Origin of the sequence: Arthrobacter sp. IK3, from assembly GCF_051337705.1 — a bacterium.
Taxonomy (GTDB): domain Bacteria; phylum Actinomycetota; class Actinomycetes; order Actinomycetales; family Micrococcaceae; genus Arthrobacter_B; species Arthrobacter_B koreensis.
Map to the genome: position 1 here is coordinate 180,800 of NZ_JBPPSW010000006.1, position 12,758 is coordinate 193,557.

Annotated in this window: 14 protein-coding genes; 3 read left to right on the forward strand and 11 right to left on the reverse strand. The window is 64.3% G+C overall.

The features are described from left to right. Positions 1 to 8: 8 nt before the first annotated feature. The 3 genes from gatC to ACSLGO_RS10025 form a co-directional block, all read right to left on the reverse strand. A complete protein-coding gene (gene gatC / locus ACSLGO_RS10015) occupies positions 9 to 305 on the reverse strand; it encodes an Asp-tRNA(Asn)/Glu-tRNA(Gln) amidotransferase subunit GatC (RefSeq protein ID WP_091606413.1) in 297 nt (98 codons plus the stop codon). A 164-nt stretch (positions 306 to 469) separates the two neighbouring features. Continuing rightward, positions 470 to 964: a GNAT family N-acetyltransferase gene (locus ACSLGO_RS10020; protein ID WP_325786600.1), complete on the reverse strand. Its 495-nt coding sequence runs from the start codon at positions 962 to 964 to the stop codon at positions 470 to 472. 147 nt (positions 965 to 1,111) lie between these two features. Next, positions 1,112 to 1,558 carry a TraR/DksA family transcriptional regulator gene (locus tag ACSLGO_RS10025; RefSeq protein WP_263128661.1) on the reverse strand — a complete coding sequence of 149 codons (447 nt, stop codon included), beginning with the start codon at positions 1,556 to 1,558 and terminating at the stop codon, positions 1,112 to 1,114. A gap of 315 nt (positions 1,559 to 1,873) precedes the next feature. On the opposite strand from ACSLGO_RS10025, the gene ACSLGO_RS10030 reads away from it, so the two are divergent. Then, a complete protein-coding gene (locus tag ACSLGO_RS10030) occupies positions 1,874 to 2,125 on the forward strand; it encodes a hypothetical protein (RefSeq protein WP_091606418.1) in 252 nt (83 codons plus the stop codon). Positions 2,126 to 2,160: 35 nt separating this feature from the next. Here ACSLGO_RS10030 and ACSLGO_RS10035 read toward each other — a convergent pair whose 3' ends face one another. Both ACSLGO_RS10035 and ligA read right to left on the reverse strand, forming a co-directional pair. Further along, entirely contained in the window at positions 2,161 to 2,961 is an 801-nt protein-coding gene (locus tag ACSLGO_RS10035) for an inositol monophosphatase family protein (RefSeq protein WP_436401023.1), read from the reverse strand. Continuing rightward, the gene (gene ligA / locus ACSLGO_RS10040; RefSeq protein ID WP_436401024.1) at positions 2,958 to 5,204 is read right to left on the reverse strand and encodes an NAD-dependent DNA ligase LigA; all 2,247 of its coding nucleotides are present in this window, start codon (positions 5,202 to 5,204) and stop codon (positions 2,958 to 2,960) included. Before ligA ends, ACSLGO_RS10035 begins: the two co-directional genes overlap by 4 nt. A gap of 174 nt (positions 5,205 to 5,378) precedes the next feature. Between ligA and ACSLGO_RS10045 the strand changes: the two genes are divergently transcribed. Both ACSLGO_RS10045 and ACSLGO_RS10050 read left to right on the forward strand, forming a co-directional pair. Then, positions 5,379 to 5,822, forward strand: coding sequence for a YciI family protein (locus ACSLGO_RS10045; RefSeq protein WP_436401025.1), 444 nt, complete (start codon positions 5,379 to 5,381; stop codon positions 5,820 to 5,822). A 4-nt stretch (positions 5,823 to 5,826) separates the two neighbouring features. Beyond that, a complete protein-coding gene (locus ACSLGO_RS10050; RefSeq protein WP_386886337.1) occupies positions 5,827 to 7,107 on the forward strand; it encodes an RNA polymerase sigma factor in 1,281 nt (426 codons plus the stop codon). A gap of 125 nt (positions 7,108 to 7,232) precedes the next feature. Here ACSLGO_RS10050 and ACSLGO_RS10055 read toward each other — a convergent pair whose 3' ends face one another. Genes ACSLGO_RS10055 through ACSLGO_RS10080 form a run of 6 tightly spaced genes read right to left on the reverse strand, consistent with a single transcriptional unit; the run spans position 7,233 to position 12,542 of the window. Next, a complete protein-coding gene (locus ACSLGO_RS10055) occupies positions 7,233 to 8,120 on the reverse strand; it encodes a hypothetical protein (RefSeq protein WP_436401026.1) in 888 nt (295 codons plus the stop codon). Between the two features lie 21 nt (positions 8,121 to 8,141). Next, positions 8,142 to 8,639 (reverse strand): hypothetical protein, encoded by a 498-nt coding sequence (locus ACSLGO_RS10060; protein ID WP_263128655.1) that lies wholly within the window; start codon positions 8,637 to 8,639, stop codon positions 8,142 to 8,144. Beyond that, positions 8,624 to 11,422: a hypothetical protein gene (locus ACSLGO_RS10065; RefSeq protein ID WP_436401027.1), complete on the reverse strand. Its 2,799-nt coding sequence runs from the start codon at positions 11,420 to 11,422 to the stop codon at positions 8,624 to 8,626. Before ACSLGO_RS10065 ends, ACSLGO_RS10060 begins: the two co-directional genes overlap by 16 nt. Positions 11,423 to 11,475: 53 nt before the next feature. Further along, entirely contained in the window at positions 11,476 to 11,859 is a 384-nt protein-coding gene (locus ACSLGO_RS10070; protein WP_436401028.1) for a DUF6507 family protein, read from the reverse strand. Positions 11,860 to 11,862: 3 nt separating this feature from the next. Continuing rightward, on the reverse strand, positions 11,863 to 12,168 hold the full coding sequence (locus ACSLGO_RS10075) for a pore-forming ESAT-6 family protein (RefSeq protein WP_436401029.1): 306 nt from the start codon (positions 12,166 to 12,168) through the stop codon (positions 11,863 to 11,865). A 38-nt stretch (positions 12,169 to 12,206) separates the two neighbouring features. Next, entirely contained in the window at positions 12,207 to 12,542 is a 336-nt protein-coding gene (locus ACSLGO_RS10080) for a hypothetical protein (protein WP_055240353.1), read from the reverse strand. Positions 12,543 to 12,758: the final 216 nt, after the last annotated feature.

A 12,758-nucleotide genomic window follows, 5' to 3' on the forward strand; every position in this document is an offset into this window, starting at 1 on the left:
GGAAGTCTTTACTCCTCATCCAGGATGGCAGGGACCTTGAAGCGGCCTTCGGCGTTGTCCGGAGCACCGGACAGGGCCTGCTCATTGGTCAGCGTCTGCCCCACGACATCCTCGCGGAACACATTCGCCAGCGGGATCGGGTGGGAGGTAGCCGGGATGTCCTCGCCGGCAACTTCGCTTACGGATTTGATCGAATCCACGATGACATCGAGTTCGCCGGCCATTTTGTCCAGCTCGTCATCGGTCATCTCAATGTGGGCCAGCCGCGCCAGATGCGCCACAGCCTCACGATTGATCTCAGACATGAGTCTCCCATGCGTCTTATGCAGTATTTTCGGCCTTACGCCGGTATCCGTACCAGTCTACGGCGTTTGGGCTGCCGGTTCGGTGGCCGGACATGCAGGGCGCGGCTGCTTCACGGCGGGTGTGAAGGCAGCGTCCGACGCCGATGCCTGCGTTTGACCGGGAGCTAGAGTTCCAGCCGGAAGACCCACAGCACGTAGTCTTCGCCCGGAACAGTCCAGTCCCTTTCGGGCACGCGCTCGAAGCCCAGGGACAGGTACATGCTGTGCGCGCCGAGCATGCTGGTCATGCTGGTGAGGGAAACGGCGTGGATTCCGTCCAGGCTCCGGGCGTGCTCCACGATTGCGGTGACCAGGGCGCGGCCCACTCCCCCGCGCTGGACGGCAGGGTCAACGGCCAGCATGCGGAATTCGAGTTCACCTTCGACGGCGATGTCCGTGTAGGGCTGCCCGGCGAACGTAACGGCCGCGGAACCAGCCACGGCGCCGTCCTTCTCCGCTACCCAGAGTTCGGCGTGCTGGTCCCGGTGTTCAACGTTCTCCAGCTCCTGGACGTAGGGATTGTCAGCGTCTATGAACCCCGCCTTGAGGTATGCCTCGCGGGTGATCCGGCGGATGTCTTCATAGTCAGCCGGTGTTGCCCGCCGGACGGTGATGCTCATGGGTGTTACGAATCCTTACGTGGTGGTTGATTTCCACGGATGATTCTATCGGCGCACCCGCACCTCCATGCGCCGGTGGTGACGGCGCACACAGCGGCTCAGGCCGGAGGGTCCGGCGGCAGGCGGGCATCCGTCAGCGGGCGGTCATCAGCGGCGTCGGGCGGCAGCGGCGCAGGCAACGCAGAAGCGCGCCTCGGGACGGATCTCCAGCCGGGCTTCGGGAATGGGTTCGCCGCAGCGTTCGCAGATTCCGTAGGCGCCGTCGTCGAGCCGCACCCTGGCGTCCAGCAGTTCCACAAGGGAAGCTTCGAGCGCGGAGAGCATGGCAACCTCATTCGCCCTCTCCACGGTGACGGTGGTGCCCTCTGGATCATGCTCGTCATCCGCAGGTGTGTCCTTGGCAGCCGCAGTCACTTCCCGGATATCCGCAAGCACGGCGTCGATCTTGGCGCGGGCGGAGTCTATGTGCTCGTCGAGAATCGCGGCGAAGCGGGCGGTGTCCAGGCCCTTGGGCGTTTGGAGCTTCTGTTCCTGGACACGTGCGGTGACGACTGGTGCCAGCTTGCGCGATGCCGCTGTAACTTTACGTGGCATGGGGCGTCCTTCCGGGTCCATGGATCTCGCTAAGTTGTCCCATTATCCGCGCGGGAACGCCAAATTCCTGCCCCTTCAACGGCCGCTTTCCTCTGGGCTTAAATCTCCGCTACATCCCCGCGGCGGGAGGGGCCGGTGTGGCCCAAGTGGCCCAAAGCTCAAGATTTGCTCAAGACCGACGCAGGAAACCCATAATTCTTCGCCTCGGGCAGAGATCGGGTAGTCCGGACCGGCCCTTTTCCGGCGATCTTTGGCTAGTCTCACTTCACCGTTGCTGATTGGTCTCGCAACGGAGTTCTATTACTGGGGGTAGACATGAAGCAGGAAATCCGGCTTGCTCCGGGCATGATCGTCAGCTGCCAAAAGGGCATCAGCTCCGTGAAGCTGCGTGTCATGGGGGCCAGCCGCTGTGACGGCTGCAGCACCATGGGCGTGATTGTCCAGGTCATGGAAGACGCCGTGGTGGACAACTTCCATTACTGGAAAGGGCACGTCATTGTGATGGACCGGAACAAGATCACGGTCGACTCAAAGACGTCTGTCCCGTCCTGGACCGGCGCCTACTAAGCGTCCGGCATCCACACGGCCACGCTTGAGCCCGCTTAGGCCGGGGGCACCAGCCAGGCCGTGGTCACCGCTGCCAGCCGCTCGGCGTCGCCCATTTTTCGGTCGGGCGAGCCGGGACGGCTGACCGTCAGCCCTGCCTCCTCGGCGATGAGCGCACCGGCCGCGAAGTCGTGCTCGTTTAGGCCGCGTTCCACATAGGCGTCCAGGGTGCCGTCAGCCACCATGCACAGGTCCAGTGCTGCCGAGCCGAGCCTGCGCAGGTCAGCAAATCCGTCCATCAGCTCCCCCAGCGCGGAGTACTGTTCGGCGCGGACAACAGGTTCGTAGGAGAAGCCCGTGCCCAGCAGCCGGCCCGTTTGGTCGGGGTCCGGGCCGTTGAGCTGCCGAAGGGTGCCGTGCTCTGCCAGCCAGGCGCCGTGGCCTTTCGCAGCCCAGTAGACACGCACCAGCGCCGGTGCGTGGACCACCCCGGCCAGCCACTCGCCGTCGGCGTTCACCGCGGCCACGGACGTGGCGTAAAAGGGAATGTTGCGGATGAAGTTGGTGGTCCCGTCCAGCGGGTCCACGGACCAGCGGATACCGGAGGGATCCTCCGGAACGCTGGCCTCCAGTTCCTCACCGGTCACCGCATCGAAGGGGCGCAGCCGGTGAATGATCTCCCGGACCGCGTATTCCGCCTCGGTGTCATAGGCGGTAACCCAGTCGCCGGAGGCACCCTTGTTCTCAACGTGCAGCCCCGCCTCCGACCGTTTGGCCAGCACAGCTGCCCCGGCGGCAGCTGCCTGCCGGGCGACGTCGAGCAGTTCCAGCGGGTCAGGGGCGGGTGCTTTGGTCATGGCGTGGTTTCCTCGTCCTCTGCGTTATCTTCTGCGTTGTCTGCCGAACCTGAGTCCAGAGGTCCGTTTTCAAGCAGCTGGCGGAATCCGTCCTCGTCCAGGACGGGAACTCCCAGCGACTCAGCCTTGTCCAGCTTGGTGCCGGCGTTCTCCCCCGCCACCAGATAGTCGGTTTTCTTGGAGACGGAGCCTGAGGCCTTGCCGCCGCGGGTGATGATGGCTTCCTTGGCCTCGTCACGGCTGAAGTTCGGCAGGGTGCCGGTGACGACGACGGTGAGGCCCTCCAAGGTGCGGGGCTGGGAGTCGTCCCGTTCGTCGGCCATGCGGACGCCGGCGCGGGCCCAGGAGTCGACGATTTCCACGTGCCAGTCTTCGGCGAACCATTCCTCCAGTGCTGCCGCGATGGTCGGGCCAACACCGTCCACGTGCGCGAGCTGCTCCTCGGTGGCTGCCCGGATGTTCTCCATGGAGCCGAACGCAGTGGCGAGGGCGCGTGCCGCCGTCGGGCCTACGTGCCGGATGGACAGTGCCACCAATACGCGCCAGAGGGGCTGGGACTTGGCCTTTTCGAGTTCTTCGAAGAGCTTGCGGGTGTTGGCCGACGGTTCGGAGGGCTTCTTCGCGGTGCCCTTAGTGTAGAAGTAGGGAACCAGCTCGGTACCCACCACGACGCCCTTGGACCGTTTGGGCCGTTCGATCCGAACGTCTGCCAGGTCTTCGATTTTCAGGTCGAAAAGCCCTGCCTCGCTGGTCAGCGGCGGGGTCTGCGGTTCCGCCGGGGACGTCAGCGCGATCGCAGCTTCCCAGCCCAGTGCCTCAATATCGAAGGCTCCGCGTCCGGCCAGGTGGAACACCCGCTCGCGCAGCTGGGACGGGCAGGAACGGGCGTTGGGGCAACGGATATCGACGTCGCCCTCCTTCGCCGGCTTCAGCTCGGTGCCGCAGGAGGGGCAGTGCGTGGGCATTACGAAGTCGCGTTCGCTGCCGTCGCGGAGTGCGACGACGGGACCCACGATTTCGGGGATGACGTCGCCGGCCTTCCGCAGCACCACGGTGTCACCGATCTTGACGCCTTTGGCCTTCACCACGTCCTGGTTGTGCAGGGTGGCCATCTCCACAGTGGATCCGGCTACCTTGACCGGCTCCATCATGCCGTACGGCGTGACGCGCCCGGTGCGGCCCACGTTCACCCGGATGTCCAGCAGCTTCGTGTTCACTTCCTCCGGCGGATACTTGTACGCCACGGACCAGCGCGGCACCCGGGAGGTGTGGCCGAGCGCGCGCTGCAGCGCGAAGTCGTCCACCTTGACCACAATGCCGTCGATCTCGTGGGCCAGGCTGTGCCGCTGCTCGCCGTTCACAGCGATGAACTCCAGCACTTCGTCATAGGTGTCCAGCACTTTGTAATAGGGCGAGGTGGGCAGGCCCCAGGCCTTGAGCAGCTCGTAGGTCTCCGACTGGCTGGCGGCTCCCAGGCCTTCCCGGGCGCCGATGCCGTGCACGTACATGCTCAGCGGGCGTTCCGCAGTGACCTTCGGGTCTTTTTGCCGCAGCGAGCCGGCGGCTGCGTTGCGCGGATTTGCGAACGGCGCCTTCCCGGCGTCGACCATTTTCTCGTTGAGGCGGGTGAACTCCTTGGACGGAATGAAGACCTCGCCGCGGATTTCGACCTCGGAGGGAAGGTTCTCCCCCTGGAGGCGGCGCGGGATGGAGGTAATCGTGAGGACGTTGTGGGTGATGTCCTCGCCGGTGGTGCCGTCGCCGCGGGTGGCGGCCCGGACCAGCTCGCCGTTGCGGTACAGCAGGTTCACCGCCAGGCCGTCGATCTTCAGTTCGGTCAGCCAGCGGACCTTCGACCCGGGTGCGATAGAGGCAATGGACGCTTCGGCGCGCTTGACCCAGGCGTCGAGTTCATCCAGCGAGAAGACATCTTCCAGGCTGTACATGCGGGAGAGGTGTTCCACCGGGGCGAACGCCGCAGACACTTCGCCGCCAACTTCCTGGGTGGGGGAATCGTTGGTCACCAGTTCCGGGTGGAGTGCCTCGAGTTTCTCAAGCCGGCGGTACAGCTCGTCGAACTCGGCATCAGAGACCAGCGGCGCGTCCTCGTTGTAGTACGCGAAGCGGTACTTCCGCACCTGGTCGGAGAGAGTCTCATATTCTTCGCGCAGGCTGTCGCTGGGAGGGGTGTCCGTGCTGACGGCGTCGACGGCTTCTTCGGGGGAGGTCTTGGCTGTGCTCACCTACCCAATCTTGCCGTATGTACGACGGCGGCGGGAGCTTTGCGGGGCCTGCCGGCTGCCGCGCGTCCCGGGTCCGGGAAAAAATTCCCGCCTGCTGTCGATATCCAGGCGGTCCGTTCGACGGCATAGTAGGAGGCGCACAACGCACTCCCCCAAAGAGGTCAGGAGAATGCCATGAAGTACATGATGATTATGCGGACCACTGATGCGGCCGTTGAAGCGTCCAAGGACATGCCGTTTGAAGAGATCATCAATGCCATGGGCGCCTACAACGAGTCAATGATCAACGCCGGAGTGCTGCTGGCCGGCGAAGGACTGGCCGAGGTCACGGAGGATGCCAACTTCCTGGTGGACTTCGCCCAGGACCCGCCGCTGATCACCGACGGACCGTATGGCGAGACCCACGAGCTCTTCAACGGATTCTGGATCATTCAGGCCTCCTCGAAAGAGGAGGCTGTGGAGTGGGCCAGCCGGTGCCCGCTTGGCCCCGGCGCGAAGCTGGAAGTCCGGCGGGTTACCGATGCCTCCGACTTCGAGGACTTCGCGAACAACGAGTACATCCAGAAGGAAGAAGGCTGGCGCGAGCAGGAGGAGAAGCTGCGCGCCGAGAACCCCTAGCGCCATGGCTTCCGTAAACCCGGCGGCAGAGGACGCGGCTGGTGAGGACGCGGCGGCCGCGGCAGTCCGCCACAGGATAGACGCCGTTTGGCGGATTGACGGTGCCGGGATTGTCGCGGCCCTGGCCCGTGCCACCGGGGATCTGGGTCTGGCGGAGGACGTTGCCCAGGAAGCGGTGGCTGAGGCCCTGGCCTCCTGGCCGGCCGAGGGCGTGCCGCGGAACCCGGCTGCGTGGTTGACCGCCGTCGCGAAGCGCCGCGCGATCGACGCCTGGCGGCGGGCTGAGCGCCTTCAGGAGCATTACGCGGACCTGGGTCGGGGGCTCCGGGACGAAGCCGCCCCGGAGTGGGATCCGCTGCCGGATGACGTCCTGAAACTCATCTTCGTGGCCTGTCATCCGGTGCTGTCCCGTGAAGCGCAGGTGGCGTTGACCCTTCGGATTGTGGGTGGGCTGTCCACCGCGGAGATTGCCCGGCTGTTCCTGCTTCCGGTGGCCGCTGTGCAGCAGCGGATTGTCCGGGCAAAGAAGACGCTGGCGGCGGCCAGGGTGCCGTTTGATGTTCCGGTACCGAATGAGTGGGGAGCCCGGCTCGGCGGGGTGCTCGCGGTGATCTACCTCCTGTTCACGGAGGGATACGCTGCGTCCGCCGGACAGTCGTGGATGCGCCAGGACCTGGCAGCAGAGGCACTGCGGCTGGGGCGGCTGCTGTCCCGGCTCGTTCCGCAGGAGCCTGAGGCCCTCGCCTTGGTGGCCCTGATGGAGTTCCAGGCATCGAGGTTCCACGCTCGAACCCGCGCGGACGGGTCCCCAGTGCTGCTCGACGAGCAGGACCGCACGCTGTGGGACCGAGCACAGATTGAGCGCGGAAAGGCTGCCATGGCCCAAGCTGATGCTCTGGGGCGGGGCCGCGGTAACTATGCCTTGCAGGCCGCGATCGCGCAGTGCCATACGGTTGCGCCGAGTGTGGAGGGTACGAACTGGCAGCGGATCGTGCTGCTGTATGAGGCTTTGGGCCGGCTGGCACCGTCTCCTGTGGTGGAGCTAAACCGCGCCGTTGCGGTTTCCATGGCGACCGGTCCGGCAACGGCTCTGGAGATGGTGGACCGGCTTGCTGCCTCGGGTGCGCTCCGCGGCTCGCATCTGCTGCCCAGCGTACGGGCTGAACTTCTCTCCCGCCTCGGCCGGGCGGAAGAGGCACGGGCTGAATTCAGTGCTGCCGCCTCGCTGGCGCGCAATGACCGGGAGCGGGAGGTCCTGGAGCGCCGTGCGGCTGGAATGCCTTAGCGCGTCAGCAGATCGTGCTCGGTCAGCACGACGTCGCTGAGGTCTTCCCAGCGGAACGCTCGGTGATACTCGCCCCGTCCGGCAATAATGATCTCCGGGATTTCTCCTCGGCGAATCTCACCTGATCACCCCCGGAACGCCAGGGACGGCAACCGGTTCTGGACCACCTGAACATCCTGCACCTGCGACTCCGGCACGACCGTCCAATACACGCCGGCATCAGCCTTGTTCAGCCCCAACGCCTCGGCCCGGTCCGCGTTATGCCCCGTATAGAACAACCGGTAGACCTGCCCATCCTCGCCCTGGGCTACGTCGGTGATCCTGAACGGCTCACCCTGCCACGAACACGTTGCCAGCAGCTCATAGAAGTCCTGGATCTCCCCCAGTCCCACCGTCCGGCGCCAAACCCCCTTCGGGGTCCGCTCAAAACCCTCCACCCCGGGATCCGACGTGGCCGCCACTTCAACGGAACGGCCTTCATTCACCAAGTCTGCACGGAACACCTGCCCCTGCCAGACCGCGGACCAGCCCATAATGTGCGACGGGGTATGCGTACCAGGCCGGGAAATCCCCGAGGCATCGGACACACCCCAGCCGGTCGCCACCTCAAAATAGACGGCAATCAGTTCCTCGGGCTGCCCGGCCCGGATACGCCACAGCTCGGCTCCCGGCGGAATGGCACATTCATCCAGGAAATACGACGGCACCACACCACCGGACCACGCCGCGAAACCCGTCCCCGTAAACGGCGGACGGTCCACAAACTCCGGATCCGCCGCATCGTGCACAGACACGGACAACGGCACCTGGAACCGCAGCACATCAACGTACCCGGCGCCCCGGTCCCACGGCGACCCCGGGAAATCCAGGCCATGAACAGCAAACAAGTCCTCCGGCGTCCGCGCATTCACAGCATCCCCGGCGTTCACCACAAACCCCGAAACCGTATCCCGGTTACCACCTACCAGGAACTCAACCTGCGCCGGACTCAACGCCTTCTGCAAAAAAGTCATTACTACCCTTCGGTAGGTCAATCAGTCAGTGCCATATGGAATAGTTTCTACTCTGATATCCCGAACTCGGTCTGCGGGAAGCCAGCCACCGACAAATACGTGTTCCAACGGTTCATTCTCGCTAAACGGCTTGAAATTGTGGTTGTTGATGAGTTGGCGCTTGTACTGCGCAGCCATCGGGTCAATGCTTTCCACAGCCAGATTCCCCTCATCATCTTCCGCGATGAGCACAAATTTACGTCCCGGACCCATATTCCCCGTCACCTCGACGCTGTGTCGGTTGGTAACTTCGTCTGCCGGGACATCCAAGCTGTGGGCAAGGGGCGTTTTTGCAAATCGGTTCGGAAAGGTTGCAGTGTGCCATTCCGGTCCTGGCGAATCGCCGCCGTTCTGCACCAAGGTCAGATACCCTTCATATGGCTTCAGCGACCACAGCTCAAATTCTCGTCCCTTCCATGTCCCGTAATTTCCTGTGAGTTTTGTCCCGTCTTTTCGCCACATAATTACAGGCTCATCCATCCAGTTTTTTGATTAAAGACTCCCACTAATACTTCGTTTCCGTCCCTGTCGATCCGCCACATTTCCGCACCCGATTCCATTATCACACCCCTGTCGACCTTGAGTTCCGGCACCACAGGCAAAGCTTCAACCCTGCTGCTCGTGAGGCCATGACCGGTGTTCGGCCATTCCGCGCGGTCAGCAAGTGTTCCTGCTCCCCCTTCGGTGTTCGCGTGTTCCCGGTAGGTTGCGACATCCTGCTCCATGAGCCGAATATCTTCGGGCGTGAGGGCTCCGTTGGCCTCTCTGACCTGCTCTGCGACCCGGTCACGGCGCAGCTCCTCGACGCGGAGATGGTTGGAATAGTCCGGGATGTGTATGGGGGCTGCGTTCTGCGCGTGGAAACGCACCGCGTATACGGCTTCGGTTTCTCCCACCTTGTAGGGCATTCCGCCGTTGTGCGGAAGGGTGTAATCCAGCCTTAGGCCGAGAATGATCTCGTCCACGGTCCGCAGTAGTGCCGTGTCCGACGCCTGCGAGATGAACCCGCCCATACTGCCTGCATAGCGGTCCTGATTGGCCAGGACTATGCGGGCATCCTCAGCCCCCATGATCTTCTGGAACGGTTGGCTGATGTCCCCGCTGCCCAGCAAATGCCGGACGTCGTGCACCAGGACCGCCTGCGCATCGGTCAGGTCGTAGTAGTAGCGAGTTGGGATTCCCCGCAGCGCGTTCTCCAGCGGGCCGGCACCGGGGCGAACAGGTCCACGGACCTCGCCGTCGAAAGCCTTCTCCAACAGGTCAGCAACCTGCGTCTCCACCACATTCGGCGGCAGCTTACCGTCCGGGCCGCGCAGCCCATCCAGGGCCTGGAACTCCGCCGTCGGAAGATGGGTCGCAAGGAAATCGTCGGTGTTCTTCCACGTCGCAGGATCCAGGGAACGCTGCAGCTGCGCAATCTGGTCGTTCCGGGTCGAGACAGCATGCGTGCGGTCCCCGAGGTCCACCCTCTCTACCCGGCCCTCAGCGTCGTAGTGCACAACGGGCTTGGGCGCTGGTGCATTCGGCGCATCCGGCGCGTCAGCTGACGCTGGCGAATCAGCGTCACCGTTCCGTGGTCCGCCGGCGGCATCGTCAACCGCTGCAGCACCAGGGCGCACATCGTCGGGATCGCCCTTCGCACCCGGGCGTGCGTCGTCGACGTCAACGTGCGCCGCTGGAGCAGAAGTATCCGTTGCCTTTCCCGACGGCGTGCGGTCCTCCGGCACGGCATGCCCGGGCCTGCCTGACGCCGGTTCGGCACCAGTTCCGTTGCTGCGCACCGGGGCATCCGGAGCGGATGTCCGGCCGCCGCCGGAGGACTCGGGAACGTTCGTACGCACCGGAGCATCCGGCGTCGTCGTGGAATGCGGGACGGTGGCCCCGCCCCCCGAACCACTGCCGGTCCGAGCCAGCGGAGTATCCGGAGTGAAGGCCATGACGCGGGTGCCCCCTCCGCCAGCACCGGCCACCGCGGGCGTGCCAAAGCGGCCGTGGCCGGCGTTGGCCAGCGCGGCATCCACCTTGTTCACAGCCGCCCGGCCCGAGTCGATCAGGAACTGATCCGCTGCCTGCCACGCAGCGCCGACCTTCCCCACGGTCACGCGGGAGGTATCCACCACCGTGGTGATCGCATTGATCTTGAACGCCTGCGCGGCGTCGGTAACCTTCACCGTCACGCCGGCTACCTTGCCGATGCCAGAGGCATTCACCACGGCCGAGACCTTGCCGGAGGCATTGGCTATGTCACCGATCTTCCCCGCCACGGAACCGACCTTCGCCGTAGCACCCGCACCGGCCGTCAGCAGGATCGAAGCCAGGTCGAACGACGTCGCTCCGGCAGCGTACGCGGGATCGGTCTGCCACTCATCCCAGTGGATGGCTGCCTTGCCAACCGCCAGCAATTCATCCCCCGCCTGCTGAACACGGTCACTGTTGCCGCTGGCATGCAGGGCAATCTGGACCACGGGGCTGGTCATGATGGCGAGGTTGACCGCGAGGTTCCCCAGTCCCTTCCAGGTCTGTTCGAAGGCCTCCGCGCCGCCGAGACCAACCATATTGCCGAGTCCGGTGACTGTGCCGGTAACACCGCTCCAAACACCCTTGCCAAAGGAGGCCACGCCGTCCCAGGCGTCCCGGTACCAGGGTTTATCCCATTCGGTAGGCTGCCCCCAGGGAACGTTGCCTTCCAACGCAGCGGCATCGAGCTGTTCTCCGCTGAAGCCGAACTCCACCTCGCCTGTTCCGGCGCCTTCTTCAGTGGTCAGCACATACTTCGGGCCGCCGTAGATGGCACTGATCGCGTTGGCGCAGACGCGCTGGGCTTCCTGGAGGTCCGAGTACAGCCGGTTCAGATCGCCGATAATGTTCTGCTCAGCTTGGATCAGGCCTTCGTCGTCGTCCCAGTCGTCCTGGCTGCGTCCACGGATCCGGGAGAAGAAGTTGGCGGCGTCTGCCTTCACCGCGTCCAGCCGCACCTTCAGGGCATCCACGGTATCCGCGTAGGCCAGGACAGCTTTGTCGACGGTACCGACGTCCGCATCGAGATCGGCGGCGGATGACGTAACCGGCCGGAAGGCGTTGAAGACCACCTCGGAACCGGCAATGTCATACACATCCGGTGACTGCAGGTGTCCCCATGCGGCTGCGGACTCCTCAGCGGTACCTACGACGTCGCCGACGGCGCTGACCAGCGCGGAAGCCGCGGTGCGGATCACTTCCGGATCCGGCAGCACAGCCTCGAACGCTGCGATGTCGATGCTCAATGGTTTCCCCCGGGTTGAACTGGATACGAGTACTGGTCGGGCCTGCGGCTGGCTTAAAGGGGCTGCGGTCCTGGCCCGTAGTGGGCCGCAGGTTCGGGAGGCGGAGGCGGATCGTCCGCCGCAGACTGCGCGGCACGCATGGACGCTTCGCGGGCATCGCTGGCCATCTGCCCGTCTGATTCGAGCAGGATGGCCAAGACGTTGTTGACCGCGTTCAAAGCGTTCGAGGAGCGTCCGGCAATATTGGTGAAAGCCGGGTTGATCAGCTTCTCGGTGAGGGAACCCAGTTCGGTTGCCACCGGCTCAGCCATGCAGGCCGTGGCCAGCTCGCTGATCTTCTCCCCCACGGCAGCAAATTCGGTACCGTATTCCTCCAGCAGGGGTGCCACCTGCTGGAGGACTCCGGCTACGGCGCCGGGGTTGACGTTGTAGCTCATCGGCTAGCCAATGTTCTGGACAGCGCTCCTGGCACGGGAGCCCGCGCTGGAGGCCGTCTGGTCATTCAGGTTAAGCGTCTGCTTGACCAGCGCGATGATGTTGCGGGTCTCGTTGGCGGCATTGCGGAAGCGGTTCTCCACCGCCTGGTACTCCTCGGAGACGCCGTCCGCCTGGAAGTCGGACATAGCCGCGTTCACGGCTTTCTCGCGTTCTGCGATCAGGGACTCAAGCCGGGCAACAATGGTCTGGATGTCTCCCTGCACGGCAGCGGAAGTATCGGTGTCATAGCTCAAACGGTCCTGGGACATGGCAATTCCTTCTCTAAGACTATGGAAACGGGACGGAGTTAGCGCGAGGAGCCGAAGCGTGCGGCGTCAAAGCTGGCCGCGCCCTGCTGCTGGGCTGCGTTGTCCGCGGACTCCTGGTCGCCCATCTGGAAGGAACGGTCCATTTCCGACTGGCCCATAAGGATCGCCGACAGGGAGCTGTTGAGCTCATTGGCGATCTCATCGGTGCGGGCCTTGAACTCATCGAAGCGCACCCGGCCCTGGCCGTTGAACTTGCCCTGGAGCGGGGTGACGGCGTCCATGAGGTTGCGGACCAGCTGGCCCAGGTCCTCATTGGAGTGTCCCGTCTGCTGCGTCAGTGTGCCCAGGGTCGAGGACCCCATATCAAATTTCATTCGTCTACCACCTCCGGCACCTGCGTGCCATTCGTCCGGTCATTCCCCCCGCTGCCGGTGCTCCGGCCGTCCAGGGCCACACAGGGTGGCCTGGCTTCCGCGCGGTACCCCCTCATACAAGCCGCACTTCCTCCGACCCGCAATGGGGAGAACTACCCATGTGGATAACCGCCCGGCCGCGCCGGTAATCTGCCCGGGGCATGTAAGGATATGTAG

Excerpts from the sequence above, each read along its gene's own strand:
- gatC (WP_091606413.1), bottom strand. The coding sequence starts at position 305 with ATGTCTGAGATCAATCGTGAGGCTGTGGCGCATCTGGCGCGGCTGGCC.
- ACSLGO_RS10020 (WP_325786600.1), bottom strand. The coding sequence starts at position 964 with ATGAGCATCACCGTCCGGCGGGCAACACCGGCTGACTATGAAGACATC.
- ACSLGO_RS10025 (WP_263128661.1), bottom strand. The coding sequence starts at position 1,558 with ATGCCACGTAAAGTTACAGCGGCATCGCGCAAGCTGGCACCAGTCGTC.
- ACSLGO_RS10030 (WP_091606418.1), top strand. The coding sequence starts at position 1,874 with ATGAAGCAGGAAATCCGGCTTGCTCCGGGCATGATCGTCAGCTGCCAA.
- ACSLGO_RS10035 (WP_436401023.1), bottom strand. The coding sequence starts at position 2,961 with ATGACCAAAGCACCCGCCCCTGACCCGCTGGAACTGCTCGACGTCGCC.
- ACSLGO_RS10045 (WP_436401025.1), top strand. The coding sequence starts at position 5,379 with ATGAAGTACATGATGATTATGCGGACCACTGATGCGGCCGTTGAAGCG.
- ACSLGO_RS10050 (WP_386886337.1), top strand. The coding sequence starts at position 5,827 with ATGGCTTCCGTAAACCCGGCGGCAGAGGACGCGGCTGGTGAGGACGCG.
- ACSLGO_RS10055 (WP_436401026.1), bottom strand. The coding sequence starts at position 8,120 with ATGACTTTTTTGCAGAAGGCGTTGAGTCCGGCGCAGGTTGAGTTCCTG.
- ACSLGO_RS10060 (WP_263128655.1), bottom strand. The coding sequence starts at position 8,639 with ATGGATGAGCCTGTAATTATGTGGCGAAAAGACGGGACAAAACTCACA.
- ACSLGO_RS10070 (WP_436401028.1), bottom strand. The coding sequence starts at position 11,859 with ATGAGCTACAACGTCAACCCCGGCGCCGTAGCCGGAGTCCTCCAGCAG.
- ACSLGO_RS10075 (WP_436401029.1), bottom strand. The coding sequence starts at position 12,168 with ATGTCCCAGGACCGTTTGAGCTATGACACCGATACTTCCGCTGCCGTG.
- ACSLGO_RS10080 (WP_055240353.1), bottom strand. The coding sequence starts at position 12,542 with ATGAAATTTGATATGGGGTCCTCGACCCTGGGCACACTGACGCAGCAG.